24 protein-coding genes are annotated in these 25,445 nt (G+C 59.3%); 13 read left to right on the forward strand and 11 right to left on the reverse strand.

What is annotated here, in order from left to right; translation table 11 throughout:
- Nucleotides 1-24 precede the first annotated feature (24 nt).
- Genes M8013_RS11905 through M8013_RS11915 form a run of 3 tightly spaced genes read right to left on the reverse strand, consistent with a single transcriptional unit; the run spans nucleotide 25 to nucleotide 3,922 of the window.
- Nucleotides 25-1,638, reverse strand: coding sequence for an MFS transporter (locus M8013_RS11905; RefSeq protein ID WP_271268011.1), 1,614 nt, complete (start codon nucleotides 1,636-1,638; stop codon nucleotides 25-27).
- Nucleotides 1,635-2,048: a DoxX family protein gene (locus tag M8013_RS11910; protein ID WP_271268012.1), complete on the reverse strand. Its 414-nt coding sequence runs from the start codon at nucleotides 2,046-2,048 to the stop codon at nucleotides 1,635-1,637. The genes M8013_RS11905 and M8013_RS11910 overlap by 4 nt, the downstream gene beginning before the upstream one ends.
- 2 nt (nucleotides 2,049-2,050) lie before the next feature.
- A complete protein-coding gene (locus M8013_RS11915; protein ID WP_271268013.1) occupies nucleotides 2,051-3,922 on the reverse strand; it encodes an amidohydrolase in 1,872 nt (623 codons plus the stop codon).
- A gap of 221 nt (nucleotides 3,923-4,143) precedes the next feature.
- Here M8013_RS11915 and M8013_RS11920 point away from each other — a divergent pair, with 221 nt between their 5' ends.
- From M8013_RS11920 to M8013_RS11940, 5 genes are read left to right on the forward strand one after another with little or no spacing between them, the layout of a single operon-like run.
- Nucleotides 4,144-4,830, forward strand: coding sequence for a hydrolase (locus M8013_RS11920; protein WP_271268014.1), 687 nt, complete (start codon nucleotides 4,144-4,146; stop codon nucleotides 4,828-4,830).
- A 56-nt stretch (nucleotides 4,831-4,886) separates the two neighbouring features.
- Nucleotides 4,887-5,096, forward strand: a complete 210-nt coding sequence (locus M8013_RS11925; protein WP_271268015.1) for a DUF1427 family protein — start codon at nucleotides 4,887-4,889, stop codon at nucleotides 5,094-5,096.
- Entirely contained in the window at nucleotides 5,093-5,350 is a 258-nt protein-coding gene (locus M8013_RS11930; protein WP_271268016.1) for a XapX domain-containing protein, read from the forward strand. Before M8013_RS11925 ends, M8013_RS11930 begins: the two co-directional genes overlap by 4 nt.
- Nucleotides 5,351-5,375: 25 nt before the next feature.
- A complete protein-coding gene (locus M8013_RS11935) occupies nucleotides 5,376-5,744 on the forward strand; it encodes a response regulator transcription factor (RefSeq protein WP_271268017.1) in 369 nt (122 codons plus the stop codon).
- 57 nt (nucleotides 5,745-5,801) lie between these two features.
- On the forward strand, nucleotides 5,802-11,399 hold the full coding sequence (locus M8013_RS11940; RefSeq protein ID WP_271268018.1) for a trifunctional serine/threonine-protein kinase/ATP-binding protein/sensor histidine kinase: 5,598 nt from the start codon (nucleotides 5,802-5,804) through the stop codon (nucleotides 11,397-11,399).
- Here M8013_RS11940 and M8013_RS11945 read toward each other — a convergent pair.
- The 3 genes from M8013_RS11945 to M8013_RS11955 form a co-directional block, all read right to left on the reverse strand.
- Nucleotides 11,391-12,008: a response regulator transcription factor gene (locus M8013_RS11945; protein WP_271268019.1), complete on the reverse strand. Its 618-nt coding sequence runs from the start codon at nucleotides 12,006-12,008 to the stop codon at nucleotides 11,391-11,393. The two genes, M8013_RS11940 and M8013_RS11945, sit on opposite strands and share 9 nt — an antisense overlap.
- A gap of 753 nt (nucleotides 12,009-12,761) precedes the next feature.
- Nucleotides 12,762-13,919, reverse strand: coding sequence for an MFS transporter (locus tag M8013_RS11950; protein ID WP_271268020.1), 1,158 nt, complete (start codon nucleotides 13,917-13,919; stop codon nucleotides 12,762-12,764).
- A gap of 58 nt (nucleotides 13,920-13,977) precedes the next feature.
- Nucleotides 13,978-14,100, reverse strand: a complete 123-nt coding sequence (locus M8013_RS11955) for a hypothetical protein (protein WP_271268021.1) — start codon at nucleotides 14,098-14,100, stop codon at nucleotides 13,978-13,980.
- 95 nt (nucleotides 14,101-14,195) lie between these two features.
- Here M8013_RS11955 and M8013_RS11960 point away from each other — a divergent pair, with 95 nt between their 5' ends.
- Nucleotides 14,196-14,966: a DeoR/GlpR family DNA-binding transcription regulator gene (locus M8013_RS11960; RefSeq protein WP_271268022.1), complete on the forward strand. Its 771-nt coding sequence runs from the start codon at nucleotides 14,196-14,198 to the stop codon at nucleotides 14,964-14,966.
- A gap of 11 nt (nucleotides 14,967-14,977) precedes the next feature.
- Here M8013_RS11960 and M8013_RS11965 read toward each other — a convergent pair whose 3' ends face one another.
- On the reverse strand, nucleotides 14,978-15,691 hold the full coding sequence (locus M8013_RS11965; protein WP_271268023.1) for an HAD family hydrolase: 714 nt from the start codon (nucleotides 15,689-15,691) through the stop codon (nucleotides 14,978-14,980).
- A gap of 94 nt (nucleotides 15,692-15,785) precedes the next feature.
- On the opposite strand from M8013_RS11965, the gene M8013_RS11970 reads away from it, so the two are divergent.
- Complete coding sequence (locus M8013_RS11970; protein WP_271268024.1) at nucleotides 15,786-16,697, forward strand: LysR family transcriptional regulator; 912 nt, start codon at nucleotides 15,786-15,788, stop codon at nucleotides 16,695-16,697.
- 65 nt (nucleotides 16,698-16,762) lie between these two features.
- A complete protein-coding gene (locus M8013_RS11975) occupies nucleotides 16,763-17,365 on the forward strand; it encodes an ATP-dependent Clp protease proteolytic subunit (RefSeq protein ID WP_271268025.1) in 603 nt (200 codons plus the stop codon).
- A 30-nt stretch (nucleotides 17,366-17,395) separates the two neighbouring features.
- On the opposite strand, the gene M8013_RS11980 is transcribed toward M8013_RS11975, so the two are convergent.
- Entirely contained in the window at nucleotides 17,396-17,692 is a 297-nt protein-coding gene (locus M8013_RS11980; protein WP_271268026.1) for an SH3 domain-containing protein, read from the reverse strand.
- A gap of 206 nt (nucleotides 17,693-17,898) precedes the next feature.
- Between M8013_RS11980 and M8013_RS11985 the strand changes: the two genes are divergently transcribed.
- The gene (locus tag M8013_RS11985; protein ID WP_271268027.1) at nucleotides 17,899-19,020 is read left to right on the forward strand and encodes a ribosomal protein uL16 3-hydroxylase; all 1,122 of its coding nucleotides are present in this window, start codon (nucleotides 17,899-17,901) and stop codon (nucleotides 19,018-19,020) included.
- A 40-nt stretch (nucleotides 19,021-19,060) separates the two neighbouring features.
- On the opposite strand, the gene M8013_RS11990 is transcribed toward M8013_RS11985, so the two are convergent.
- The gene (locus tag M8013_RS11990; RefSeq protein ID WP_271268028.1) at nucleotides 19,061-19,246 is read right to left on the reverse strand and encodes a DUF2767 domain-containing protein; all 186 of its coding nucleotides are present in this window, start codon (nucleotides 19,244-19,246) and stop codon (nucleotides 19,061-19,063) included.
- Between the two features lie 235 nt (nucleotides 19,247-19,481).
- Here M8013_RS11990 and M8013_RS11995 point away from each other — a divergent pair, with 235 nt between their 5' ends.
- From M8013_RS11995 to foxA, 3 genes are all read left to right on the forward strand, one after another.
- Nucleotides 19,482-19,709 carry a DUF2171 domain-containing protein gene (locus tag M8013_RS11995; RefSeq protein WP_271268029.1) on the forward strand — a complete coding sequence of 76 codons (228 nt, stop codon included), beginning with the start codon at nucleotides 19,482-19,484 and terminating at the stop codon, nucleotides 19,707-19,709.
- Nucleotides 19,710-19,864: 155 nt separating this feature from the next.
- Nucleotides 19,865-20,845: an AraC family transcriptional regulator gene (locus M8013_RS12000; RefSeq protein WP_271268030.1), complete on the forward strand. Its 981-nt coding sequence runs from the start codon at nucleotides 19,865-19,867 to the stop codon at nucleotides 20,843-20,845.
- 120 nt (nucleotides 20,846-20,965) lie between these two features.
- Nucleotides 20,966-23,074: a ferrioxamine B receptor FoxA gene (gene foxA / locus M8013_RS12005; RefSeq protein ID WP_271268031.1), complete on the forward strand. Its 2,109-nt coding sequence runs from the start codon at nucleotides 20,966-20,968 to the stop codon at nucleotides 23,072-23,074.
- Nucleotides 23,075-23,177: 103 nt separating this feature from the next.
- On the opposite strand, the gene M8013_RS12010 is transcribed toward foxA, so the two are convergent.
- Nucleotides 23,178-24,593, reverse strand: coding sequence for an aminotransferase-like domain-containing protein (locus tag M8013_RS12010; RefSeq protein ID WP_271268032.1), 1,416 nt, complete (start codon nucleotides 24,591-24,593; stop codon nucleotides 23,178-23,180).
- A gap of 175 nt (nucleotides 24,594-24,768) precedes the next feature.
- Between M8013_RS12010 and M8013_RS12015 the strand changes: the two genes are divergently transcribed.
- Nucleotides 24,769-24,930 (forward strand): DUF1127 domain-containing protein, encoded by a 162-nt coding sequence (locus M8013_RS12015; RefSeq protein ID WP_271268033.1) that lies wholly within the window; start codon nucleotides 24,769-24,771, stop codon nucleotides 24,928-24,930.
- Nucleotides 24,931-25,003: 73 nt separating this feature from the next.
- On the opposite strand, the gene nudI is transcribed toward M8013_RS12015, so the two are convergent.
- Nucleotides 25,004-25,429 (reverse strand): nucleoside triphosphatase NudI, encoded by a 426-nt coding sequence (gene nudI / locus M8013_RS12020; protein ID WP_271268034.1) that lies wholly within the window; start codon nucleotides 25,427-25,429, stop codon nucleotides 25,004-25,006.
- Nucleotides 25,430-25,445: the final 16 nt, after the last annotated feature.

The raw sequence follows: 25,445 nt of genomic DNA on the forward strand, positions 1-25,445 counted from the left end.
TCCTCAAAAGTGTCTTTATTAGTATCAACAAACCGGCGCGACCAGATAACGGATCGCCGGAGGGGTAGCGCCCTGATGAAAAGCCAGCACGCGGCTTTGCAGCAGGTGATCGTTCATGGTGTGGCGCTCCTGCAGGCGCAGGTGTTCCACCCACGAACCCATCAGGAAGGTCTCGATATACAGTCCCGGCTGGTCGATATCTTCATACACCGCCCAGCTTATCGCCCCCGCCCGGCGCCGCACCCGGCGCAGCTCGTGTACCGCCTGCAAAAAGTCGTTGGCAGATTGTGGGTCGATTCGGTATTCCCAGGAGACCAGCACCGGACCACGTTCGTTGGGGATCGTCTCGCGTGCGTCATCGGCAATCTGGCCGCTGGTATCCAGGTTGAGGTTCGGATCTTTTTCCAGCTTCCAGCGCAGCACCGTGGCGCTGGCCAGCAGCATCCCGACGGTCGCCACGCACAGCGAGGTCGCGGTATTGAAGTGCGAGGCAATCTGCCCCCAGATGGCGCTGCCCGCGGTCATCGAACCGAAGAACACCGTCAGATACACCGCCAGCGCCCGGGCCTTCACCCAGCGCGCGGCACTCCGCTGCGCGCCCAGGTTCAGGGTTGAGAGCACCGCAATCCACGCAAAGCCGGTGAAAAACTCAAAGAGGTTCAGCAGCCAGAAGTGGCGCACAAACGCCAGCGCCAGCATGGTGAGAGCGAACATCAGGCTCGCGGCCACCATCAGCTGGTCGGCATTCAGCCGCTGGCGCAGGCGCGGCAGCAGGATCGCACCGCTCACGGCACCCAGTCCGATACAGGCCAGCATGATCCCGTATCCTGCCGGGCCGAGGCCGAGCTCGCGACGCGCCACCAGCGGCAGCAGCGCCCAACCGGCGCTGGCAAAGACAAAAAACGCCACGGTGCGGATCAGCACATTACGCAGCACCGGGGCGGCATGCACGTAGCGCACCCCGGCCCGCACCGCCGAGAAAAAGTGCTCCGGCGGCAGGCGCTGCACGCCGAGCGCAGGCTTCCAGCGCCATAGCACCCAGGCCACGCCCAGCACCGACAGGGCATTGAGCAGGAACACCATCCACGGCCCGGCCAGCGACAGCAAAAAGCCGCCCAGCGCCGGGCCAATGGCGCGACTGATGTTGACCCCCAGCGAGTTCAGCGCCACCGCCGGGCCCAGCTCGGCTTTGCTGACCAGATCCGGGACAATCGCCTGGAACGGCGGCGAGCTCATGGCGCTGCCGACGCTTAACAGGAAGGCTGCCGCCAGCAGCACCGTCGGCGTGACATGCCCGGTAAACGACAGCACCGTCAGCCCCGCAGCGGCGATAAACATCCACAGCTGTGAGAAAAGCAGGTACTTACGCCGGTCGACGATATCCGCCATCACCCCGGAGGGCAGGGCGAACAGAAACATCGGCAGGCTGCTCGCCGCCTGCACCAGCGCAATATCCAGCGGATCGGCGCTCAGGGTCAGCATGCTCCAGTTCACCCCCACGTCGCTCATCCATGAGCCAACGTTCGACACCACCGTGGCAATCCACAGCATGCGGAATACCCGCTGGCGCAGCGGCTGCCAGGTGGAGATCGCCGGGGTGCTGACGGGTGGCAGATGGGCATCGTTGAGCTGGGTCATGCGAATCGCTCCGTGACCCGCGTGCGTAGCCGCCACCCGCCGGGCCCGGTGATCGCAAGCGTGGTGAAGATGATCAGCAGCAGCCAGCCAAACTGACCTTCGGCAATCGACCAGCCCGGATGCACCACCAGCATCGCCACCAGCAGCACGGCGATGATCGGGACGCAGGCCAGACGGGTGGCAATGCCGAACAGGATCAGGACAGGGCAGACCACTTCGGCAACGATCGCCGGGATCAGGCTGAAATACGGCCCGAAGCCAAACGGATCTTCAATGCGGGTCAGCTCTTCGCTGAAGTGCAGCACCTTCGGCAGGCCGTGCACGTACAGCAACAGCAGGCTGCCGGTGATGCGCAGGAACAACAGCCCCAGGTCAATCCGGGGCGCGGTGAGGTGCGTTGAGTTCGTCATGATTAAAACGCGAAGCAGCTGCAGCCCAGCGCTCCCCAGAAGGCATTATCGTCGGCCACCGGCATCTCTGCGCTGCGGGCAAAGTCGTGTCCGTGGTTGTGCACGCCGCACGGGCCGCTGCAGTGGTGGACGGCACTCATGCCCACGCGGGCGGCCTGCGGTGGGGCACTGCGGTAGTGACCAGGTACTTTCACCACCGGGGACCAGTCCGGCAATACCGGGATCGACGGCGGCGACAGCGGGCCAAAGCTGCCTGCGGCATAGACGATATCGCCGTCCACCACCGTCAGCACTGACTCGATGCCCTTGATCTCTTCCTCTGGTACGCGGAAGTAGTCTTTGCTCAGTACCGCCAGATCCGCGAGCTGGCCTTTTTTGATCTGCCCTTTCTGGTTCTGCTCGTTCGAGAACCACGCGCTGCCCTGGGTCCACAGCATCAGGGCGGTATCGCGATCCAGACGTGCGCTGTGATCGTACATCTGCATCCCGCCGACGGTGCGGCCGGACACCAGCCAGTACAGCGCGGTCCACGGGTTGTAGCTCGCCACGCGGGTGGCGTCGGTGCCCAGGCCTACCGGCACGCCGGTCTCCAGCATGCGGGTAACCGGTGGGGTATGGCGAACCGCTTCCATGCCGTAACGCTCGGCGAAGTACTCACCCTGGAAGGCCATCCGGTGCTGCACGGCAATGCCGCCGCCCAGCGCCTTGATGCGGTCGATATTGCGCTGCGTGACGGTCTCGGCGTGGTCAAAGAACCAGTGCAGTCCGTCGAACGGGATCTCGCGGTTGACCTTCTCGAAGACGTTCAGCATCCGGTCGATCGATTCGTCATAGGTGGCGTGCAGGCGGAACGGCCAGCGATGCTCGACCAGATGGCGCACCACGCGCTCAAGTTCGTCCTCCATGCCGGGGGCCAGATCCGGGCGCGGCTCGAGGAAATCTTCAAAGTCGGCGGCGGAAAACACTAACATTTCGCCCGCGCCGTTATGGCGGAAGAAGTCGGTGCCCTGGCCCGGCTTGAGCATGTCGGTCCATTTCTCGAAGTCTTCCAGCTCGTGGCCGGGGCGCTGGGTAAACAGGTTATAGGCGATGCGGATCGTCATCTGCTTTTTGTCGTGCAGCTCGGCGATCACCTCGTAATCTTCCGGGTAGTTCTGGAAGCCGCCGCCCGCATCGATGGCGCTGGTCAGCCCCAGGCGATTCAGCTCGCGCATAAACTGGCGGGTGGAGTTCACCTGCTGTTCCAGCGGCAGTTTCGGGCCTTTGGCGAGGGTGGCGTACAGGATCATCGCGTTCGGACGGGCGATCAACATCCCGGTCGGGTTGCCGTTGGCGTCGCGCTGGATCTCGCCGCCCGGCGGGTTCGGGGTGTCTTTGGTGTAGCCCACTACCTTCAGCGCCGCGCGGTTGAGCAGGGCGCGATCGTACAGGTGCAGGATAAATACCGGGGTATCCGGCGCGGCGGCGTTGATCTCGTCGAGGGTCGGCATCCGGCGTTCGGCAAACTGGAACTCGTTCCAGCCACCCACCACCCGCACCCACTGGGGCGACGGGGTACGCAGGGCCTGCTCTTTGAGCATTCGCAGGGCATCGGCCAGCGACGGTACACCTTCCCAGCGCAGCTCGAGGTTGTAGTTCAGCCCGCCGCGGATCAGGTGCAGGTGCGAATCGTTCAGGCCGGGGATGGCGGTGTGACCTTTCAGGTCCACCACTTTACTGCTGTCGTCGTGGTACTGCATCACCTCGGCAACGGTGCCGACGGCGAGGAATTTGCCGTCGCGTACGGCAACTGCTTCGGCAAGGGGGTTTTCACGATCGACGGTATGAAACTGGCCATTAACCAGAATCAAATCTGCTTTAGCAGAGGAAGTCATAACTGCTCCTGACTGAGAGGGGAATGGTCAGGATTATTGGAACCGCTTACCGGAAAAAACCAGTTATACAATGGGATAGCTATACCAAAGTATAACTATACGAAAGGTTAATTATACAAAGAGATAATTACGCCCGCCGGGGGGGAAACATAGGATAAAGCCAACGTCTCGTCGCCACATTGTGCGCCGGGTTTCGCCTGCTAACCACACTGGATACCCTTATGTCTAACTCAAAGCTCGAAGTGTTAACCCCGGATAACTGTCAGATGATCTTCATCGACCAGCAGCCACAGATGGCGTTTGGCGTGCAGTCAATCGACCGCCAGGTGCTGAAAAACAACGTGGTAGGGCTGGCGAAAGCGGCCAGCGTGTTCAACATCCCCACCATCATCACCACCGTTGAAACCCAAAGTTTCTCCGGCAACACCTTCCCGGAACTGCTGGACGTCTTCCCGGGGAAAGACATTCTTGAGCGCACCTCGATGAACTCCTGGGATGACCAGAAAGTGCGTGACGCCCTGAAAGCCAACGGCAAGAAGAAAGTGGTGGTCTCCGGCCTGTGGACGGAAGTGTGCAACAACACCTTCGCCCTGTGCGCGATGCTGGAAGGCGATTACGAGATCTACATGGTGGCAGATGCTTCCGGCGGCACCTCGAAAGAAGCCCACGACTTCGCGATGCAGCGCATGATCCAGGCGGGCGTGATCCCGGTGACCTGGCAGCAGGTGCTGCTCGAGTGGCAGCGCGACTGGGCGCACAAAGAGACCTACAACGCGGTGATGGATATCGTGCGTGAGCACTCCGGTGCCTACGGCATGGGCGTTGATTACGCCTACACCATGGTGCACGGCGCACAGTCTCGCCAGAAAAGCGAGCACAACACCCTGGCCCCGGTTCCGGCCCGCTAAGTTCCGGCAGCAGGCTGGGCCCTCATCCGGCCTGCTCCCCCTCTCTGGAGTCGATCATGAGTACTGGGTTAATTTCCCTCGCAGCAGGCGTGCTAATCGGCCTGCTGTACGCGCTGCTGAAAGTCCGTTCCCCGGCCCCGCCCGCGCTGGCGCTGATTGGCCTGCTGGGTATGCTGGCGGGCGAACAGGCAATGCGCCATGTGCTGCACGCCGATGATACCGCGCAGCAGGCCCCCGTCACCCGCACCACAGGAGCATCATCATGAAGGCCTGGGTTGTCTCGCTGGGTTGTGGAATTTTGGCAGGGGTTATTTATGCCGCGATTACGGTACACTCGCCTGCGCCGCCGGTCGTCGCGCTGTTGGGGCTGTTTGGCATGCTGGTGGGTGAACAACTGATCCCGATTGGCCGCCGTCTGCTCAGCGGCCAGCTTACGCTGACGTGGTTCCGTCACGAATGTGTACCCAAAATCAGCGGCACGCCGCCTCCATCCCGTCCCAACGACGGTCGCGAGGAATAATCACACTCATTTGAGGAACGCCAGCATGCCGCAGCGCATAGCCATCATTGATGATGAACGTTCTGTCCGCAGCGGGTTAAGCAACCTGCTGCAGTCAGAGGGGTACGCAACGGAAGCCTTCGACTCTGCGGAGGGGTTTCTCAGCCACCCCACTGCGCTGGCTGAGTCGGCGCTGGTGATTGCCGATATCCGCCTGCGCGGGATGAACGGGCTGGAGATGCTCGACAAACTGAACCTCATCGCCACCTCGCCGCCGCCGCTCATTTTTATCTCTGGTCATGCGGATAACAACATCCAACGCTACGCTGTTCAGAACGGCGCAGTGGCTTTTTTACGCAAGCCGATTAATGTTGATGTACTGCTGGCGCATATTCAGCGCGCACTCGTCACCTGACGACACCGTCGCACCGTCCCCACGAGAACCATTAATCAAGAAAAATAAGGAACGTGGATGAACACCCCATCGCTGCCTGCCTGCTGGCCCGCCCCCGGACATTTATCCGAAGGGCGGGCTTTTGTGCTTAAAGAAGACGTTATTTTTACCCCGCTGGGGCAGGAGGGGAGCCTGTGCTGGCTGAATGCCCGCCTACCCAGCTCCGGCGGGTCGTTTATTATCGCCACCGGGGTGAGCGATGACGAAGAGGCCAGCGCAACGCGTCTGCTGCAGAACGAGTTTGCCCTGCGTGACTATCTGAGCGACGACTGGGCCATTCGCCCGGTCGCCAGCACCCAGTACCACGGGCGCTTTGCACTGGTTTATGCCCCCTTTTCGTTTGTGCTGCTGACCCGCATCGTCGGCGCGCCGCTGGCCTGTATTCAGAGCTTTCTGGAGCTGGCGATCCGCATCAGCCTGCCGCTGCGTCTGATGCATCTTCGCAACCTGGTGCACGGGGATATCAAGCCCGGCAATATTTTTATTCACGATGACAACAGCTGTCGGCTGGGGGGCTTTGGCCTGTCGTCCGGTAGCCCGGATACGCTGCAGCCGATGCCGCTGGCGGGCGGGACGCCTGCGTACATGTCGCCGGAACACACCACTCGCACCCATCGGTCGGTGGACAACCGCAGCGATCTCTACAGCCTGGGGGTGGTGTTTTACGAGCTGCTCACCGGCAGCCTGCCGTTTGAACTGGGCGGCGAAGATCAGGGCAAATGGGCGCACTACCATATCGCCTCTGAGCCGCGCGCGCCGGGTGAAGTATGCCCCGGCGTGCCCGCGATGCTCTCGGCCATCGTGCTAAAGCTGCTGGCAAAAAAACCGGAGCAGCGCTACCAGACGGTGGACGGCCTGATCGCCGACCTGCGCCGCTGCCAGGCGACGTTAAGCGACGACGGGGATATCGCCGCCTTTACCCCTGGGCTGCAGGATCGCTCCCCGGCGTTTCATCTTCTCGACACCCTCTACACTGCCCATCCGCAGGCGGGGGAGTTACTCCATGCCTTTGACCGGGTGAGCCGCGATGCCATCGCTGTTCTGGTGGCGATCAGCGGCCCGTCAGGGATCGGCAAATCATCGCTCATCGCCTCGGGACTCAGCATGCTGCAGCACCGCAACGCGCTGCTGGCGGTGAGCAAGGTGGATCAGTTTTCCCCCACGCTGCCCTATGCGGCATTGACCTCGGCATTTCGCAGCCTGGTGCTGCACCTGCTGGGGTTGTCGGCACAGGAGATGGCTCCGTGGAAAGTCCGCCTGTCGCGCGAGCTGGAGGGCTACGAAGCGTTGGCCGTCAGCCTGGTGCCGGAGCTGCGCTTGCTGCTGGATAACACGCCGCGTTTTGCCAGCGACACTTTTGCTATCGATGCCCGGGTGCGTTTCAGCCAGATGGTGCTGGCGCTGGTGAACACCTTCGCCAGTGCGGGCTGCCCGCTGGTTCTGCTGCTGGATGATATCCACTGGATCGACGCCGCCAGCCTGCAAATTCTGGAATACCTGCTGATTAACGCCAGCAACGTGCCGCTGCTGGTGGTGGTGGCGCACCGGGATGCCAGCGCGCTGCCGGATAACGCCTTGCGACAGCCGCTGGAGAGCCTGCAACGCGCCTCGCGCAACACCACCGAGCTGCGCCCGGAGGCGCTGTCGGTGAAGGCGGTGTCGCGCTGGCTGGCGAATATCTTTCATACCCGCTCGGCCAGCACCGCCGATCTGGCCGAGCTTATCCATCAAAAGACCGGCGGCAACCCGCTGTTCGTGCATGAGTTCTTTCGCCGCATCGTCGATGACGGGCTGGTGACGCACAATAAATATCAGGATAAGTGGTGCTACGATCTGCAGGCTATCCGCGCCCGGCATTACACCGAAAACGTGGTCGCTCTGGTGCTGCAGCAGCTGGAAGAGATGCCGGAGGACACCCGTCGGCTGCTGGGCAGCATCGCCTGTCTGGGCGGCAGCGGCGAGCTGGAGATGGTTTGTCGGGTGGTGGGAATGTCGGTGGCGGAGATCCGCTATACCCTGCATCCGGCAGTGACGGCGCAGCTTGTCACCCTCAGCGCCGACGGCTACGCCTTTACCCACGATCGGGTGCAGGAGGCAGCCTTTGCCCTGCTGGATAGCAGCGAAAAAAGCCGTCTGCACCTGACCACCGCCAGCCTGCTGGCGGAGTCGGCCCGGCAGGCGGCGGGCAACGAGATCCTGTTCCGCGCTGTGCATCACGTGACGGCGGCGCTGGACTGTATTCAACCTGCGCCCCAGCGCCAGATGTTCCGCGAGCTCAGCCTGCTGGCGGCCCGGCGGGCCCGCCGTTCGGGGGATTACCGCTCGGCCCTGAGCTATATCCAGACCGCCCGCACGCTGGGCAACGTGGGTTTAGCGCTGGACGTTGCCAGCGACTTTACCCTCGACAGCGAAGAGGCCGGGTGCGAATTCGCGCTGGGCAACCTCGACAGCACCCGCAGGCTCTGCGACCGCATTCTACGCTCCTCCGGCGGGCGGGCGGAAAAAGCGCTGGCGGCCAACCTGCTGGCCGAAGTCTATCTGCGCCAGTCAGACAACCGACTGGCATTGGAGACGGCCCTGAGCTGGCTGGCGGTGTTTGGTATTCACGTCAGCCGCGATCCGCAAGCCGCCGAGTGTGACGAGGCCTGGCATAGCCTGTGCAGCCGCGTCAGCGACAACCCGCAGGGCCATTTTGCCGGGCTGTCGCGGATGACCGACACGGAGACCGAAGCGGTGATGAACCTGCTGAATAGCGCCAGCCTGTTTGCCAGCTTTACCCGTTCGCGACTGCATTTCATTTTGCTGTGCCGGATGATGCACCTGACGCTGGATCACGGCATTACCGGGGCTTCCACTTCGGCGATGGCGTGGTTTGGGGTACTGATTGGCCAGCGCTACGCCGAATACCGGTTGGGCTTTCAGTACGGCACCCTGGCGCGGGAGCTGGTGAACCGTTACGGCTACGATGCCTTCGAAGCTAAAACCCTTCTGCCGCTGGAGCAGCTCAGCGTCTGGACTCAGCCGCTGGGCTACACCATAGAGTGCGCCAAAGCCTGCTTCACCTCGGCCGTCACCCACGGCGACATGACGGTGGCCTGCTTTGCCGTCTGCCATCAGGTGATCAACTTCCTCACCCGGGGCGACCATCTCGACGGGGTGCTCACCAGCATCGAGCGCGGGCTGGCCTTTGTGCGCAAAACCCATTTTCAGAATGTGGAAGCGGCCCTGCTGATCCAGCGCCACTACGTTGAACACCTGCGCACCCCGGTGAGCGGCAGCTGGAGCGCCCGCGCGGTGCTGCCGGAATCGCTGCTGCCTGCCGCCGCGGATCGGGGCAGCGAGCAGCTTTCGACCCTGCAGTTCTGGTTCTGGCTGTATCGCGGGATGGCGCACTTTGCCTGCGGTGAATACCCGCAGGCAGCCGAGAACCTCGAGCAGGCCGGGCGCTTTGCGTGGTCTGCGCCCGGGCATATCCATCAGCTGGATTACCATCTCTACAGCGCGCTGGCGCTGTCGCAGCAGCTTACCCCGGAGACCTTCAGTGCCGATCTGCGCCGTCAGATCCACCTTCATTACGACAAAATCGCCCTGTGGGCGCGGATCAATCCCGGCACCTTTGCCGATAAAGAGGCGCTGATTTACGCCGAAATTGTGCGGCTGGACGGCATGAACAGCATCGCCCTCGAGCAGTACGAAAAGGCAGTGCGCCTGTCGCGCGAGGGGGGCTTTCACCCGTTCAATGCGCTGGCCCACGAGCTGGCCGGACGCTTTGCCCACGCCTGCGGCTACCCCACTGCCGCCGATGCCCACTTCCGTGGGGCGATGACCGCATGGGGTCGCGCCGGCGCGCAGTCTAAAGTGTGCCAGCTGCAGCGGGATTTCCCCTACCTGCTGACCCCCGGCCAGGCCAATGCCTGGGATACGGTAGCCTTTGCGCGTAACGAGGAGATCCGCGACCTGCAGAGCGTGATCAAAGCTTCGCGGGCGCTGTCGGAAGAGATCAACCTTGAGCGGCTGATTGAGACCCTGATGACCATTCTGCTGGAGCGGGCCGGGGCGCAGCGGGGTTTGTTGATCCACGTCAGCGACAACAACATCCCGGAGATCGAGGCCAGCGCCCTCACCACCACCGACGGGGTGCAGGTGCGGATGATGAAAGAGGTGCCGATAGCGACCGACATGCCGCTGACGGTGCTGGCGGCGGTGATCCGCACTGGTCAGGAGATCCACACCGGTAAACCGGAAGCGTTTCACCCCTTCAGCCAGGATCCTTATCTGGTGACCTCCGGTGCGGCGGTCATGTGCGTGCCGATGTTCAAGCAGGCGCGGCTGGTGGGGGTGCTGTATCTGGAAAACCGCCTGATGCCGGAAGTGTTCACCGTGGAGCACTCCCGGGTGGTGAGCCTGCTGGGGGCGCACGCCGCCATCTCGCTGGAGACCGCCCGGCTGTATGCCGAACTGCTGGAAGAGAACCTGCAGCGCCGTCGGGTCGAGAAAGAGCTGCGGGCCAGCCAGACCTCGCTGATGCTCGGGGAGCAGATCAGCCACACCGGGAGCTGGCGCTGGGAGCTGCAGCAGGATCTGATGTATATGTCCGAGGAGTACGCGCGCATTCTGGGCCTGCCGGAGCAGCAAAAGATGATCTCAATGGCGGAGTTTCTGACGTTTGTGCATCAGGATGACTATCCGCGCATCAGCAGCCTGGTCACCGAGAGCGTGCGCGACGGCCTGACCATGCGCGCCGAATTCCGCATTATCCGTGCCGACGGGGCGACCCGCACTATTCTGGGGATTGGCGATCCGGTCGGGGTGGGGCGCGAAGTGAACGAGTATTACGGCATCATCACCGATATCACCACCCAGCGGATGGCCGAAGACGCGATGCGCGTGGCGCAGGCCGAGCTGGCCCGCGTCTCACGGGCCACCACCGTCGGGCAGTTAACCTCGTCGATTGCCCACGAGATCAACCAGCCGCTGATGTCGATCGTCGCCAACGCCGGGGCCAGCCTGCGCTGGCTCAACCGCGACCCGGCCCGGCTGGATAAGGCCCAAATCGGGCTGGAGGAGATCGTCTCCGAGGGCGAGCGGGCAGGGGAGATCATCCGCAGCCTGCAATCCCTCACCCGCAAACAGGATCCCGCCTTTACCCGCATCGATCTGCACTATCTGGTACGCCACATTATCACCCTGTCGCGCAGCGAACTGGAGCTGAGACGCATCAGCGTGACCTGGGCCCTGGCGGCGCAAAACAGCACGATCGTGGGCGACAGTGTGCAGATCCAGCAGGTGCTGCTGAACCTGGTGATGAACGCCGTCGAGGCGATGGCCGAGATCAAAGACCGCCCTGGCAGCCTGCTGCTGACGACGTCGAACCCGGAGGGCGGAGGGGTGACATTTGAAATTGCCGACAGCGGCACCGGCATCGAACCGGGGCTGACGGAACGCATTTTTGACTCGTTCTACTCCACCAAAGCCCAGGGGATGGGGGTGGGGCTGACCATCAGCTACAGCATTATCGAGCGCCATCGTGGCAAGCTGACGGCCCGCAACCGCGCGCCGCACGGCTCTGTTTTTGCCTTTACGCTGCCGCTGGCGGCAGACGAAACATCACATTGACGGCTGGCTGCGGGTCAGACGCTCGGCGGCCCTGACCAGGTCCGCCAGCGAACGGGCCTGCATCTTGTCCATCACCCGTCGGCGGTGCACTTTTACCGTGATTTCGCTGACGCCCAGCTCGGCGGCGATCTGCTTGTTCAGCAGGCCGCTGATCGCCAGCTGCAGCACCTGCTGCTCACGCGGGGTCAGGGAGAGGTGACGCTGCTTCAGGGCGTACTGTTCCCGCTGCTGCGAAGCGTTATTTTCCGCCAGTTTCAGTGCGGCGCTGATCGAGTCGATCAGATCGTTCGACGCCACCGGTTTGGTGAGGAACTCGTACGCACCGCCTTTGATCGCCTTCACCGACATCGGGATCGTGCCGTGCCCGGTGAGATAAATAATCGGGATCTCGCGCCCGCTGGCCTTCAGAGTATCCGCCACCTCAAACCCGCTGATGGTGGGCATCAGCATATCGAGGATCACGCAGGAGGGGATGTCTTCAAAGGTGTGTTGCAGAAAAGATTCTGCCGAGGAAAAGTCGAGGGCGTTCAGCCCGGCGGACTCCAGCAGCCCGACCACGGACCGCCTGACAGCGTGATCATCATCAACGACGTAAACAATGTGTTCCATTAATAGCCCCAATGATTCAGCCTGACAGAGATGAGAGGATTTTCGCTCAGTGTGAAAACTACCCCCTACTGTTCAAGTGGTTATGGTGGCAGCTTTCGAACGTAACCACTCTAACACATTAGTTATCATTATCATTTAACAATGTGATAACGGTATTAAGGCGATGGGTGAGTTTCAAAACCACTTTTCACATTGGGTAAGCGTAGGTCAGAAATGGTTAAGTTGTAGGCAATGAAGGGGCGCATCGACGGACCATCGTCTGTGTGGGAGAGGTGCGGGTACGCAAGCGCGATCGCCGAAGCGTTTCCTGTAGGCCGGGGCGAGGCGCAGGGATGCGCCGAGAGGGCGTGACCTACATGGACGTAGGATCGCGCCCGACCCGAAGCCGTAAGGAATAAGCTGAGGGTACCGCGTAGCGGCGATTTTCTTTGCCGGGAGCCGGGGTAGCCAGGGGGGAGGCGGTGCCCCCCCTGGCACGTTCACGGGTGGTGTGACTGACAGAGAAGCACAGAAAATAAAGTGAACGGAACCACCACCTAAGCCTCATGCTCCCCCTCACCCCAGCCCTCTCCCTGAATGGAGAGGGAGCCGACCGTGCCAATTTTTTGTGAGGATCCGTTAGCGCATTGCGGGCTTTTGCTTCAACGCTTATCCAATAGGCAGATCACTCCCCCACCTTCTCAATCCGCTTGCCGTCAGGATCCGCTATCTCTACTGCTGCTGGGCGTCCAGTTGCGGATCCAGAGTTTCATATTAACCCTCGTTTTGCGCCGTTTGGTTGGCGGTGACGGTCACGGACAGCGCGGCGACAATCAGCATCAGCACCATAATGACCATAAACGCCTGGGTGAGTGAGGTAGCGTGCGCCACGTAGCCGATAATGGCGGGCCCGGCGAGCACCCCGAGATAGCCCAGGGTGGTGATCGCCGGAACGGCAACCGCCTGCGGCATGTGGGTCTGGCGGCCGACGGCGGAGAACATCACCGGCACGATATTGGCGCAGCCCGCTCCCACCAGCACGTAACCCAGCAGCGACAGGTACCACACCGGCACGAACGTCACCAGCGCAAAGCCGATGGCGGCGATGATTGCGCCACCCACCACCGCGCGCAGGGCACCGATGCGGGCAATCAGTTTGTCGCCGGTCAGGCGTAACAGGGTCATCGCCATCGCAAAGCAGGTAAAGCCCAGCCCGCCCAGCGACTCCGGTACGCCGCGCACCTCGGTCAGGAACACCGCGCTCCAGTCCAGCACCGTGCCTTCGGCGAGGAATACCGCAAAGCAGATGGCACCAATCAATAACACCACGCCGCGCGGGATGGCGAACGCCGGGCCGGAGGCCGGATTGGCCCACGGCAGCAGCCCTTTCAGGCTCAGGGCCAGCATCACCGCCACGCTCAGGGTCAGGATCAGGCTGGCGGTAAACGCGCTGCTGCCCAGGGTCAGCAGCAGGGTCATCGCCCCCGCGCCCGCAATCCCACCCACGCTGTACATGCCGTGAAAGCCGGACATCACCGGCGTGGACGATCCGCGCTCGACGATAATCGCCTGAATGTTCATTGCGCAGTCCGTCACCCCCACACCGACGCCAAACATCAGCAGCACGGCGGCCAGCAGGCGTGGATCCGCAGTCGTTGCCAGCAGCGGGGTGGTCAGCATCACGATAACCATCGCCACCAGAATCACCCGGCGACAGCCGAAGCGGCTGGTCATCATCCCGGTGAGCGGCATGGCGATTAACGCCCCCATTCCCAGACACAGCAGCAGCGAACCGAGGGTGGCTTCATTCACCCCGGTATTGGCCTTGGCGAACGGCACGATCACCGCCCAGATCGCGGTAACAAACCCGGCGATAAAAAAGATCACCCGGGTCGAGAGGCGCTGTCCGGCGCTGGCGGTGTAAGCGGTCATCGTACTTCCTTAGGTTGGCGGAATTCGCCCGGCTGGGCATGAACGGGGGTCAGGGTGCCTAACTCTTCCCGCTGGACGGTTTCCCGGGCGCGATCGCCGAGGTGACGGGTTCAAAGTAGAACCCGTCATGAGGTTGACTGGCGACCACCTGTGGGTGGTGTGGATCATAGCGTTGCATCATGACGCTCCCGTTTCTGACTGCAGGATTTGACAGAGCGAGCCGTCATGCAACATTATGCGCATTGATGCTCGATTCAGATCCAGAGAAGATTAATTATGCTCGATTATGCAGCTTTCCCGGAACAACGACAAGACCTGATCCGCCAGATCCTGCAGGAGAATGGCAGGGTGGTTTGCGCCGAACTGGCGACCCAGATGCAGGTCTCCGAACACACCATTCGCCGTGATTTACATGAACTTAGCAAAGAGGGATTTTGCAAAAAGGTCTACGGTGGCGCGGTGTTACAGCTGGCCGATGCGGGTAATTTCTTTAGCCGTGAGCAAAAAAATCATGCAAAAAAAGACAGGATCGCGCAGAAAGCAGCAACGCTGATCGCACCCGGAAGCTGTATTTTTATCGACACCGGCACCACCAACCTCGCGCTGGCGAAGGCGCTGCCTGCGGATCTGGCGATCACCGTGGTCACCAACTCCCCGGCGATTGCCGCCGAGCTGCTGCGTCATCCGCTGTGTGAGGTAATCATTACCGGCGGGCAGCTCCAGCGCACCTCTGGCGGCACGGTGGGCGCGACGGCGGCCAGTCAGATCCAGGGGATTATTTTCGATCAGGCATTTATCGGCGGCTGCGCGATGGATCCCGGCATGGGGCTGACCGGGTTCGACTTTGCCGACTGCGAGTTCAAGAAAGCGGTGATCGGCCAGAGCAGCCAGACCATCGTGGCCCTGACCACCGACAAAATCCCCGGCGTGGCGCGTTTTGTGGTGGCAAAAAGCCGCGACATCGACGTGCTGGTGGTCGAAGCGAGCATGGATAACGCGCTCAGTGACGCGTTTACTTCGCAGGATGTGCGGATTGTCAGTGCCTGAAAGAGAGTACATTATCCGCTCGTTTGGGTGCATGTTTTCACCACCACCTGATGGCCCGGGCAAAACGCAATCACCGCCTCGCCATCCGTGCGGGGGATGACTGTCACGCCTGTGAAATCAGGAATAGTGACGCTGGCCCCGTATTTCAGCAATTCCGTGCCTCCGATCCCTACACAATATGCCCCCGCGGCGTGCGCAGAGGTTACTCCACTTCGGGAATCCTCGAAGACCAGAGTTTGACTGGCCGGGATGGCAAGGCGTTGTGCGGCAAGAAGGTAGGGATCCGGGAAAGGCTTGCCTCGTGATACGTCATCGCGCTCGACAATCACTGAAATGCACTCCTTAACCTGGAGCATGGCCGCCACGCGATCTATTTTCGCCTTCCAGCCGCTTGTCACAATACCCACGCAGATGCCCGTTACATCGAGGGCGGAGATCAACTTTGCCACGCCGGGGATAGGGTCGTATTCGGCAGTGTTTTCGACATGAATAATATGTGCCTGAACCTTTTGCTGATCGGAGAGGGGGAGATCGCTAAAGAGTGCCTGAATTGTATGTGGGCCCGGTTGCCCATGAATATGCTGGACAATATCGTCTTGCGTCAGATTTTTTCCATACATCTTAGCCGCTTCACGCCAGGCGTGCTCAATAACAGCATTGGAATCAATCAGCACACCATCCATATCGAATAGCACTGCTGTCATTCTTTTTATGGAATTAAACACGTTAAATTTCCTTTTATTATCCATTGACCCTAAACCGCAATCATGTCACTTATTGCGAGGGTTTGTATAATTCCATTACGTATGGATTCGATAAATGACTGGAATAGATATAAGACTGTTACGTGCATTTGTTACGTTAGCGGATAAAGGCAATTACCAAAAAGCTGCAGAGTTTCTATTTCTGACTCAACCTGCTTTATCTAAGCAGATTAATCAGTTAGAACGGGCAACTGGAGGGCGCTTGTTTCACCGAGGCAGGCATGGTGCCATGCTGACGCAGACGGGTAATCAACTGTATGCAAAAGCGCAGGATCTGTTAACGTCTCATGCTGAGTTTTTATCCTTCGCGCAAGAAATACATAAGGTTAATAACGGGAAAATAAAAGTCGGCTTTGGAATCTCGACATTTAAGAGTGCTCCGGCATGGATTAATATATTCCGAAAACAATTTCCCCAATGTGAATTCATGATTAGCCAAATGCCCTCTGCCTTGCAGGTCAAAATGTTGCTGGAAGGAACATTACAGGCGGGGTTTTTACGATTACCGGTACCCGACTCACTGGCCTACAAGGTGTTAATTGAAGAGCAACTTATGCTTGCTGTGCCTACGGAGAGTTTTGACGACCCCGGTAACATCCAGCAGGTGCTTTTATCGTATCCGTTATTACAAATCGATCCTGCTGCCAGCCCTTGTCTCGCACATCAAACAGCCTGCTTTCTGAAAGATAATCACCCTTCCACCACGCCTGTCTCCGTGACAGAGGATCTTCCATCTTTGCTGGCGTTGATTGCCGGAAAAAATGGTGTGGCATTTGTACCCGCCAGTATCAGCAATATTTTGCCCGCGGGCGTCAGATTGATGCCCCTTGCAACAAAGCAAATATGTTGGCGTATTGGCGTTGCGTGGGATCCAAAAATTACTAACCGACTAAGAGATGATTTTTTGCAGATCATTTGTGATAACGACGGACTTTCATCAGATATCACGTGGAATACCTGTGCCTGACGCCCCTGGCGGAAAAAACAGGTTACACTCTGTCTTTGTGCATCAGGCGCTGAGGATAAAAAACAATGCAATACATACAGAAGAACGACAACACCGAGAAAGCAGAGCAGAAAAACGACGCGGGTGCGCTGCAGCAAAAGCTCCTGGAGTCACGTTCAATTATTATTTCGGGTGAGATTAACCAGGCGCTGGCCGAAAAAGTGATCGCCCAGCTGATCCTGTTGCAAAGCATCAGCAACGATCCGATCAAACTGTACATCAACAGCCAGGGTGGCCACGTGGAAGCGGGCGACACCATTCACGATTTCATTAAATTTATCCGCCCGGACGTGCATGTCATCGGCACCGGCTGGGTAGCGAGCGCGGGGATCACCATCTTCCTGGCAGCGAAAAAAGAGCACCGCTACGCGCTGCCAAATACCCGTTTTATGATCCATCAGCCGCTGGGCGGCGTGCGCGGTCAGGCGACGGATATCGAGATCGAAGCGCGGGAAATTATTCGCATGCTGGATCGGGTGAACAAGCTGATTGCCGACGCCACCGGTCAGCCGCTGGATAAAGTGAAAAAAGACACCGACCGTAACTTCTGGATGTCCCCAGCAGAAGCCCTCGACTACGGCATTGTGGGTAAAATCATCACCCATTATGACGAGTTAAAACTGGATTAATCTCCGTATCTGGCGCCCGTTTCGCGGGCGCTAACGCACCTCAAATACCACCGCCGTCCATTTGGTTCGGGTATTTTCCGGAAACGCAGGATAGGGGTCGATGCGGGTACACGCCCCCGCCCAGATATACGTATCCTCATTAATCCGGTACCAGTGCGGATTACCCTGCACGGCATCGCCCAGCACCGCCGCCTGAATACTGACGCCGCTCCCTGCCGGCAGCGCGTCGGCAACGGGTGCGAACACGGACGGACTCTCTTTGCGGGTAAACGCGCCTGTCAGGGTATTTACCGTGCCAACAACAGGAATTTCACTATACGGGCTCATCGCAGGCCTCATAACAACACGCTCTTAGGGTTAACGATATAGGTCGCGGTTAATCTGGCGCTCACGATAAAGCGTGAAACTGTCAGGGCGTGTCATACGAATGGCTTAAAGCGTCGGGTTTTCATCAGCGCTTGACCCAAGACAAGGCAATGCGGCGGCCTCTCTTCCTATAATCAGCCCCGTTTGTCTTCTTACTGGTGCTTCTCATGGCGTATCAACTCAACCTGAACTGGCCGGAATTTTTAGAAAAATACTGGCAAAAAAAACCGGTCGTTTTAAAAAACGCACTGCCGAATTTTATCGATCCAATCAGCCCGGATGAGCTGGCAGGGCTGGCGATGGAGCCGGAAGTGGACAGCCGCCTGGTCAGCCATAAAGAGGGTAAATGGTCTGCCAGCAACGGTCCGTTCGAACACTTCGACAACCTGGGCGAAACCGGCTGGTCACTGCTGGCGCAGGCGGTCAACCACTGGCATGCGCCTGCGGCTGAGCTGGTGCGTCCGTTCCGCGTGTTGCCGGACTGGCGTTTAGACGATCTGATGATCTCGTTCTCGGTGCCGGGCGGCGGCGTGGGCCCGCATATCGATCAGTACGACGTGTTTATCATCCAGGGGATGGGCAGCCGTCGCTGGCGCGTGGGTGATAAGCTGCCGATGCGTCAGTTCTGTCCGCATCCGGCGCTGCTGCATGTCGATCCGTTTGAGCCAATCATCGATGAAGATCTGGCCCCGGGCGATATCCTGTATATCCCGCCTGGATTCCCGCACGACGGTTTTACCCACGAAACGGCGCTCAACTACTCGGTGGGCTTCCGTGGGCCGAACGGCCGCGATCTGATCAGCAGCTTTGCCGACTACGCGCTGGAAAACGATCTGGGTGGCGAGCACTACAGCGATCCGGATCTGACCTGTCGTGAACATCCAGGCCGCGTGGAAACCTACGAACTGGATCGTCTGCGCACGATGATGATCGAGATGATCAGCCAGCCGGAAGACTTCAAAAAATGGTTTGGCAGCTTTATCTCCACGCCGCGTCACGAGCTGGATGTCGCGCCTGCCGAGCCGGAATATGCCCCGGAAGAGGTGCTCGACGCGCTGCTGGGCGGCGAAACGCTGAGCCGTCTGAGCGGGCTGCGGGTGCTGAACATCGGCGGCAGTTTCTTTATCAACAGCGAGCAGTACGAGACGGTCGATGTTAACGCTGCCGATGCGCTGTGCCGCTATACGGAACTGGGCCAGGCCGAACTGGGCGCTGCGCTGCAAAACCCGGCGTTCGTGGCTGAACTGACCGGGCTGATTAACCAGGGCTACTGGTTCTTCGACGAGTAAAATACAGGCGGCGCAGGGCACAGGCCCCGCGCCGCCGCGTTTACACCAGCATATGACAGGCTTTCCAGTAACCCAGAAGCCGCTCGTCATCGTTCTCGCGCTCCGCTTTACTCTTCATGGCCCGTGCCAGATTTTCTCTCGACACTTCCTGGCCTTTTTGCACAATCTCTAACACCGCTTCACCAAGAGCCAGGGATATTTCAGTATCATGCGGTTCGCTTACCATATATGCCTCCATGTTGAGTAGGTGAAGGTAATTATGAATCATAATAACGGCTGTAAAATATTAATCGTCTTATTCTTATATCATCATTGCTATGCGCCTGATTATTTTCAGGTAGTCGTTGAATGTCGTTAAATCAATAATGTTTCGAAATGCTAATGAGGCGATTAATAGTGATTTTTTAAGCTACAGTTAATTTCGTGTGACAAGCCAAATAACCTTTTGAGGAGAATTGATAATGGTAAACAAGAGTGAAATCAAGGATCATGCTGAGGTTGTCGCGAGCTGCGGTACGCACGTAGGCGTTGTTGACCATCTTGATGGCGAACGTATCAAGCTGGCGAAAAGCGATCCGGCAGCCGGTGGGCAACACCACTTTATTCCGCTGGAATGGGTCGATAAAGTTGACGGTAATAAAGTGATTCTGAACAAGAATCATGAAGAGGCGACGGCCGACTGGCAATAAGCATAATAACCGCAGAAACGACGTTGTTATATTTACGCTCTGGCATTGTGCCGGAGCGTAATATTGATAATTCCTGCGGGAAATTTGCCTGCATTGCCGCCGCGCTGAAGGAGTGATACTGTTTTATTTTTATTATCTTCCCTCCAGGCGCAGGTATGTCCAACACAACGCTCAATGACCCGGCCCCGGCGGCGAAAAAAACCTTTTTCGTCGCAGATTTTAAGGTATTTGGTGAGCGCTACGGCATTGACTACCGCTTCCCGCTGCTGACGGATGCCTGTGCCACTACCAGCCCGGTGCTGCACGGCGATGTGGAAGAGATGACCCTGCCATCCGGCATTTCCTTAACCCATTCCGATGTGCGTGTTCTGCAACCTTATGAAACCACCTCCCGCCACAGCAGCCCGCTGTATGTGCTGGTGGTGCTGGAAGGCTGCGTGACCCTGACCCTCAGCGGCGAAGTGTATTCGGTGCGACCTGGGATGGCCTTCAGCGCCAGACTTAGCGAGCAGCAGGCGATGTCTGCCCGCCACGATGCCGATATCGCATTACGCACCCTTTCTTTTGGCGTCTATCCCAACGATGCCCGTCGGGAAAGTTTGCTCGCCTCGCTGCTGGAACAATGGGAAAGGCTGAAGGCGCCGACCTTTGTCTGGCAGGTGCCGGACTTTGTGCTGGCCGGGATCCAGCATGCCCGCCAGCGCGAGCGCAGCAGCCTGTCGCGCCAGCTGCTGCTGGAAGGGGTGATGTACCAGCTGCTCGGCCACGGTCTGCACCTGCGCGAGCAGCAGGGGGCGGCGCTGGTACGATCCTCAGGCAGCGAGCAGGCGCGGCTGGAGCAGGTCCGGCTGCTGCTGGAACAGGCCCCGGAACAGGATTACACCCTCGCCTGGCTGGCCATTCAGGCGGCGATGAGCCCCAGCAGCCTGCGCAGCAAGTTTCGCCAGACCTACGGCTGCACGGTGTTTGACTACCTGCGCGACTGCCGACTCGGGCTGGCGCGCCGCTATCTGCTGGAAGGCCACAGCGTTCAACAGGCTGCCTGGATGTCGGGCTATCAGCACGCCACTAATTTTGCCACCGCGTTTCGCCGTCGCTACGGCGTCTGCCCCGGCACGGTTCGCCCCGGGCGCTAACCCCTTTCTCCCCGATCGCCAACCCCCTGGGTGCGGTTTGGCGTTGCGCATACATAATCTGGCGGCGCGCATAGCTAACTTCGAAATGAAAAAGGTAATAATTCTTATTAACAATTAGAAATGCCTTTGGAGATTTTCATGTTCGCTAAATCGCGGCTGGCACTGCTGGTGGGATGGGTTACCGGAAGCGTCGCTTTCCCGGTACTGGCGCAGGATACGCCGAAAACAGAGACCGTTGTCGTCACCTCGCAGATGCAAAGCGGGGCCACCAAGCTGGCAACCCCGGATATCGAGACCCCGCAGGCGGTGTCGATTGTCACCCGCGAGCAGTTCGAAGAGCAGGGGGCCACCAGCGTCCGTCAGGCGGTGAGCTACACCCCCGGCGTCTACAGCAACCAGATTGGTGCCTCCAACCGCTTTGATTACATCGTGCTGCGCGGCTTCTCCGACGGCAGCCTCGACAATATCTATCTCGACGGCCTGAAGATGATGGGCGACACCAACTCGCACAGCTCGCTGGTGGTCGATCCCTGGTTCCTCGACAATATCGAAGTGGTGCGCGGCCCGGCCTCGGTGCTGTATGGTCGCTCATCCCCTGGCGGAATTGTGGCGCTCACCTCGCGTAAGCCGTCGTTCGATGCCGGCGGTGAAATCAAACTGTTCGCCGGGAATAACGAGCAGCGCGGGGCGATGTTCGACTTTACCGGCCCACTGGATGACAACGATCGCGTGGCGGCCCGTCTGAGCGGCATGACCCGCTATGCGGATTCCCAGTTCGATCCGCTGAAAGAGGAACGTTACGCCCTGATGCCGAGCCTGACCTGGCGCATCACCGATAACACCCGCCTCGATTTGATGGCCTATCTGCACCGCGATCCCGAGGGCGGCAGCCACTCCGGCCTGCCGTACGAGGGCACGGTGGTTCCGTACAACGGGCAGCGCATTTCTAACACCTTCTTCGAAGGCGAGGACGATTACGACAAGTACGATCGTCGCGAAAATATGGTTGGCTACAACATTGAGCATCAGTTCGACAGCGGCTGGTCCGTGCGCCAGAAGCTGCGCTACCTGCATACCGACGTTGAGCTGAATCAGGTGTATGCCGCAGGATGGCTGAACGCCACCGATCTTAATCGCGGCTATTCCGGCTCTGACGAGAAAATGGACGCCATTACCCTCGATAACCAGATCGACGGCAGCTTCGATACCGGGATAGTGAACCACCGGGTGCTGATTGGTATGGATTATCAGGATCGCAGCAACGATACCACCGGCTACTACGGCGGTTTCCCGCCGATCAACGCCTTCAACCCGGTGTACGGCGCGCAGCCGGATTACATCACCATGTATGGCCAGGAGAAGCACAAGCTGCGTCAGACCGGCTACTACCTGCAGGATCAGCTCTCGCTGGACCGCTGGCGTCTGACCCTGGGCGGACGTTACGACCAGGTGAGCGTGTCGAATATCGACAAGCTGAATAACACCCGCAGCGACCTGGATAAAAACAACTTCAGCAGCCGTGCGGCGCTGTTGTACCTGTTCGACAACGGGATTGCGCCGTACATCAGCTACTCCACCGCTTTCACCCCGACCAGCTTTGCCGATGCCAACGGCGATCTGCTGGAACCGATGGAAGGCAAACAGTGGGAAGCGGGCGTGAAAGTTGAGCCGGAAGGGATGAACAGCCAGTTCAGCGCCTCGGTGTTCCGCATCAACCAGACCAACATCGCCACCAAAGAGGAGCCAACCGATCCGTACCGTTCCATCGGTGAAATCGAATCCGAAGGGGTGGAGCTGGAAGCGGTGAGCCAGTTGACCGACAGCCTGCGCGTGCAGGCGGCGTATACCTATACCGATATTCGCTACAAGAAGAGCAGCCCGGAAGAGCAGGGTAAACGCGCAGTGTATGCGCCGCGTAATATGGCCAGCACCTGGCTGAGCTATGACGTCAAAACCGGCCCGCTCGATGGCCTGACGGTGGGATCCGGCGTGCGTTACGTGAATGGCGTGACCAGCGATCGCCTGAACACCCACACGCTGCCGTCGTACACGCTGGTGGATCTGGCGGTGGGCTACGATCTGTCGAAGGTGGGTCTGACGGGCGTGAGTGCCCAGCTGAACGTCAACAACCTGACGGATGAAAGCTACGTGGCGGCCTGTAACTCGCTGTCTTATTGCTACTTTGGTGCCGAGCGCAGCATTGTCGGCAGCGTGTCGTGGAAGTTCTGATCTGAAAAACGCCCGGTGGCGCTACGCTTACCGGGCCTACGGTTTTCTCCCTCTTCCAGTGGGAGAGAGCCGGGGTGAGGGCATCAGGCCGCACTATGCCGCACTACTCCTCCATCGCGATATGAATCGCCTCACCCATTTTCTTCAACGCCTCGCGGTTTCTCTCATTCGGCGGCAGGGCCACGTTAATGCGCAAGCAGTTGCGATACTTGCCCGAAGCCGAGAACAGCGATCCCGCCGCGGCCTGGATCTTCAACTGACAGAGCTGCTTGCTGACGCACACCATGTCCACCTGTTCCGGTAACTCCACCCACAGCAAAAAGCTGCCCTGCGGGCGCGTGACGCAAATCTCGGTCGGAAAATACTGCCGCACCCAGCAGGTGTAGCGCTCCATATTGAGCTGATAAATCTGGCGCATCCTGCGCACGTGGCGATGGTAATGCCCGTCGCGGATAAACGCCGCCACCGCCATCTGCGTGCCCGGCACGTTAAACCCGCCTGCAGCATATTTCATGTGCATCACCCGGTCGTAATAGCGACCTGGCACAATCCAGCCCACGCGCAGCCCCGGTGCCACGGTTTTGGTAAACGAGCTGCACAGCAGCACGCGGCCGTCGATATCAAACGAGTGAATGGTGCGCGGACGCGGGTAAACCGCCGCCAGTTCGCCGTAAATATCATCCTCGACGATGACGATATCGTGCCGCTGGGCCAGCGCCAGCACCTGACGTTTACGCGCTTCCGGCATGATAAACCCGAGCGGGTTATTGCAGTTGGGCACGAGGATCACCGCTTTAATCGGCCACTGTTCCAGCGCCAGCTCCAGCGCTTCGATGCTGATCCCGGTTTGCGGATCGGTCGGAATTTCAATGGCTTTGATATTAAATCCGCGCAGCATCTGCATGGTGCCGTGAAACGACGGCGATTCGACCGCCACGATATCTCCCGGCTGGCACACCGACAGCAGCGCCAGCGACAGCGCTCCGTGGCAGCCATTGGTGATCACAATTTCGTTGGCCGCCACCGTGGTGCCGCCGTCGAGCATCAGGCGGGCAATCTGTTCGCGTAATTCAAGGCGACCTTCCAGCACGTCGTAGCTCAGCATTTCGCCGGGATTATGCTGGGCGATGCGGCTCATCTCGCGCCACAGCGGTTTCAGGCTCGGCTGGGTAAGATCCGGCGAGCCGCCGCCGAAGGAGATCATCTCTTTATCGGCACGGGCATCGAGCAGCATCATCACCTCATCCCACTGGGTCACCTCCACCGGACGCTGTACCGGGCGGGTCATCGCCGGGACGGGCGGCTGCGCCCTGCGCGAAGAGACAAAATAGCCGGAACGCGGCTGGGGGATAATCAGCTGTAAGTTTTCGAGGATCTGATAGGCCTGCTGGATGGTGCTGATACTGACGCCGTGTTCCTGACTCAGTGCGCGCACAGAGGGTAAACGTTCCCCGCTGCGATACAGCCCTTGTTCGATGCGTTGGGCCAGGAGATTGGCCAGATGTTGATAGCGCGTCATGCTGTATCCTTTGTTTTCACCATACAGATCGAATAACCAGTACAGATGCCGGTGATAAACGGCATTCAGATACTGTTTTAACGGATCTGTATGTTAAACAAAAGTTGTTTTTGAATCTGTATTGCTGACCCCGATTTCCATGATGATCTCCCTACTGAAACCGGAGGAGAGCATCATGGAATTCAACGAGAACCGTGCCAGACGCCCGTTTGCCCTGTTTATCTGGACCGGACGCGCAGTGAAAAAGTGGTACCGCATCAACCGCACGCGCCGCATTCTGAGCCGCATGAGTGATGAGCAGCTTAAGGATGTTGGGTTGTCACGATTTGATGTGTAGTTTTGCTGGAAACGCCCGGTGGCGCTACGCTTACCGGGCCTACGGATTGTGTGGTTTGCAGGCCGGAGAACGGCTAAATGAGCCCTTTCTGGGCAAAGGTGATCCGGGTTGCTTCGTTCAAATCCATCTCTTTTAACGACTCAGGCGAGACCCAGGCGATGGCCTGAAATTCGTCGTTAAAGGTGATATCCCGGTTAGTGCTGATGCAGTCAAAGATAAGATAAATCATGTAGATCTCTTCGGTGGTGCCATCCGGATAGGTTTTGATTCGGGTGTCATCCCGAAAAGCCCATGGCTTAATCTCTGAGATGCACAGTTGTTCGCCGAGCTCTTCCCGGATTTCGCGTCTGAGCGCCGTTTCCATTGACTCACCCGATTCCATTCCCCCGCCTGACAGCGCCCACTGTCCCGGGAAAACGCCGCGATCGGCAGCCATTTTACACAGTAAATACTCACCTTCATTTTGGATTACGGGGCACACGATGACTCTCTGGCGCATCTTTTTTCCTTCGCTT

This window comes from Silvania confinis (assembly GCF_025564085.1).
Lineage (GTDB): Bacteria > Pseudomonadota > Gammaproteobacteria > Enterobacterales > Enterobacteriaceae > Enterobacter > Enterobacter confinis.

What these genes read in the sequence shown, in the direction of transcription:
- M8013_RS11905 (WP_271268011.1), bottom strand. Translation starts at nt 1,638, where the DNA reads ATGACCCAGCTCAACGATGCCCATCTGCCACCCGTCAGCACCCCGGCG.
- M8013_RS11910 (WP_271268012.1), bottom strand. Translation starts at nt 2,048, where the DNA reads ATGACGAACTCAACGCACCTCACCGCGCCCCGGATTGACCTGGGGCTG.
- M8013_RS11915 (WP_271268013.1), bottom strand. Translation starts at nt 3,922, where the DNA reads ATGACTTCCTCTGCTAAAGCAGATTTGATTCTGGTTAATGGCCAGTTT.
- M8013_RS11920 (WP_271268014.1), top strand. Translation starts at nt 4,144, where the DNA reads ATGTCTAACTCAAAGCTCGAAGTGTTAACCCCGGATAACTGTCAGATG.
- M8013_RS11925 (WP_271268015.1), top strand. Translation starts at nt 4,887, where the DNA reads ATGAGTACTGGGTTAATTTCCCTCGCAGCAGGCGTGCTAATCGGCCTG.
- M8013_RS11930 (WP_271268016.1), top strand. Translation starts at nt 5,093, where the DNA reads ATGAAGGCCTGGGTTGTCTCGCTGGGTTGTGGAATTTTGGCAGGGGTT.
- M8013_RS11935 (WP_271268017.1), top strand. Translation starts at nt 5,376, where the DNA reads ATGCCGCAGCGCATAGCCATCATTGATGATGAACGTTCTGTCCGCAGC.
- M8013_RS11940 (WP_271268018.1), top strand. Translation starts at nt 5,802, where the DNA reads ATGAACACCCCATCGCTGCCTGCCTGCTGGCCCGCCCCCGGACATTTA.
- M8013_RS11945 (WP_271268019.1), bottom strand. Translation starts at nt 12,008, where the DNA reads ATGGAACACATTGTTTACGTCGTTGATGATGATCACGCTGTCAGGCGG.
- M8013_RS11950 (WP_271268020.1), bottom strand. Translation starts at nt 13,919, where the DNA reads ATGACCGCTTACACCGCCAGCGCCGGACAGCGCCTCTCGACCCGGGTG.
- M8013_RS11955 (WP_271268021.1), bottom strand. Translation starts at nt 14,100, where the DNA reads ATGATGCAACGCTATGATCCACACCACCCACAGGTGGTCGCCAGTCAA.
- M8013_RS11960 (WP_271268022.1), top strand. Translation starts at nt 14,196, where the DNA reads ATGCTCGATTATGCAGCTTTCCCGGAACAACGACAAGACCTGATCCGC.
- M8013_RS11970 (WP_271268024.1), top strand. Translation starts at nt 15,786, where the DNA reads ATGACTGGAATAGATATAAGACTGTTACGTGCATTTGTTACGTTAGCG.
- M8013_RS11975 (WP_271268025.1), top strand. Translation starts at nt 16,763, where the DNA reads ATGCAATACATACAGAAGAACGACAACACCGAGAAAGCAGAGCAGAAA.
- M8013_RS11980 (WP_271268026.1), bottom strand. Translation starts at nt 17,692, where the DNA reads ATGAGCCCGTATAGTGAAATTCCTGTTGTTGGCACGGTAAATACCCTG.
- M8013_RS11985 (WP_271268027.1), top strand. Translation starts at nt 17,899, where the DNA reads ATGGCGTATCAACTCAACCTGAACTGGCCGGAATTTTTAGAAAAATAC.
- M8013_RS11990 (WP_271268028.1), bottom strand. Translation starts at nt 19,246, where the DNA reads ATGGTAAGCGAACCGCATGATACTGAAATATCCCTGGCTCTTGGTGAA.
- M8013_RS11995 (WP_271268029.1), top strand. Translation starts at nt 19,482, where the DNA reads ATGGTAAACAAGAGTGAAATCAAGGATCATGCTGAGGTTGTCGCGAGC.
- M8013_RS12000 (WP_271268030.1), top strand. Translation starts at nt 19,865, where the DNA reads ATGTCCAACACAACGCTCAATGACCCGGCCCCGGCGGCGAAAAAAACC.
- foxA (WP_271268031.1), top strand. Translation starts at nt 20,966, where the DNA reads ATGCCTTTGGAGATTTTCATGTTCGCTAAATCGCGGCTGGCACTGCTG.
- M8013_RS12010 (WP_271268032.1), bottom strand. Translation starts at nt 24,593, where the DNA reads ATGACGCGCTATCAACATCTGGCCAATCTCCTGGCCCAACGCATCGAA.
- M8013_RS12015 (WP_271268033.1), top strand. Translation starts at nt 24,769, where the DNA reads ATGGAATTCAACGAGAACCGTGCCAGACGCCCGTTTGCCCTGTTTATC.
- nudI (WP_271268034.1), bottom strand. Translation starts at nt 25,429, where the DNA reads ATGCGCCAGAGAGTCATCGTGTGCCCCGTAATCCAAAATGAAGGTGAG.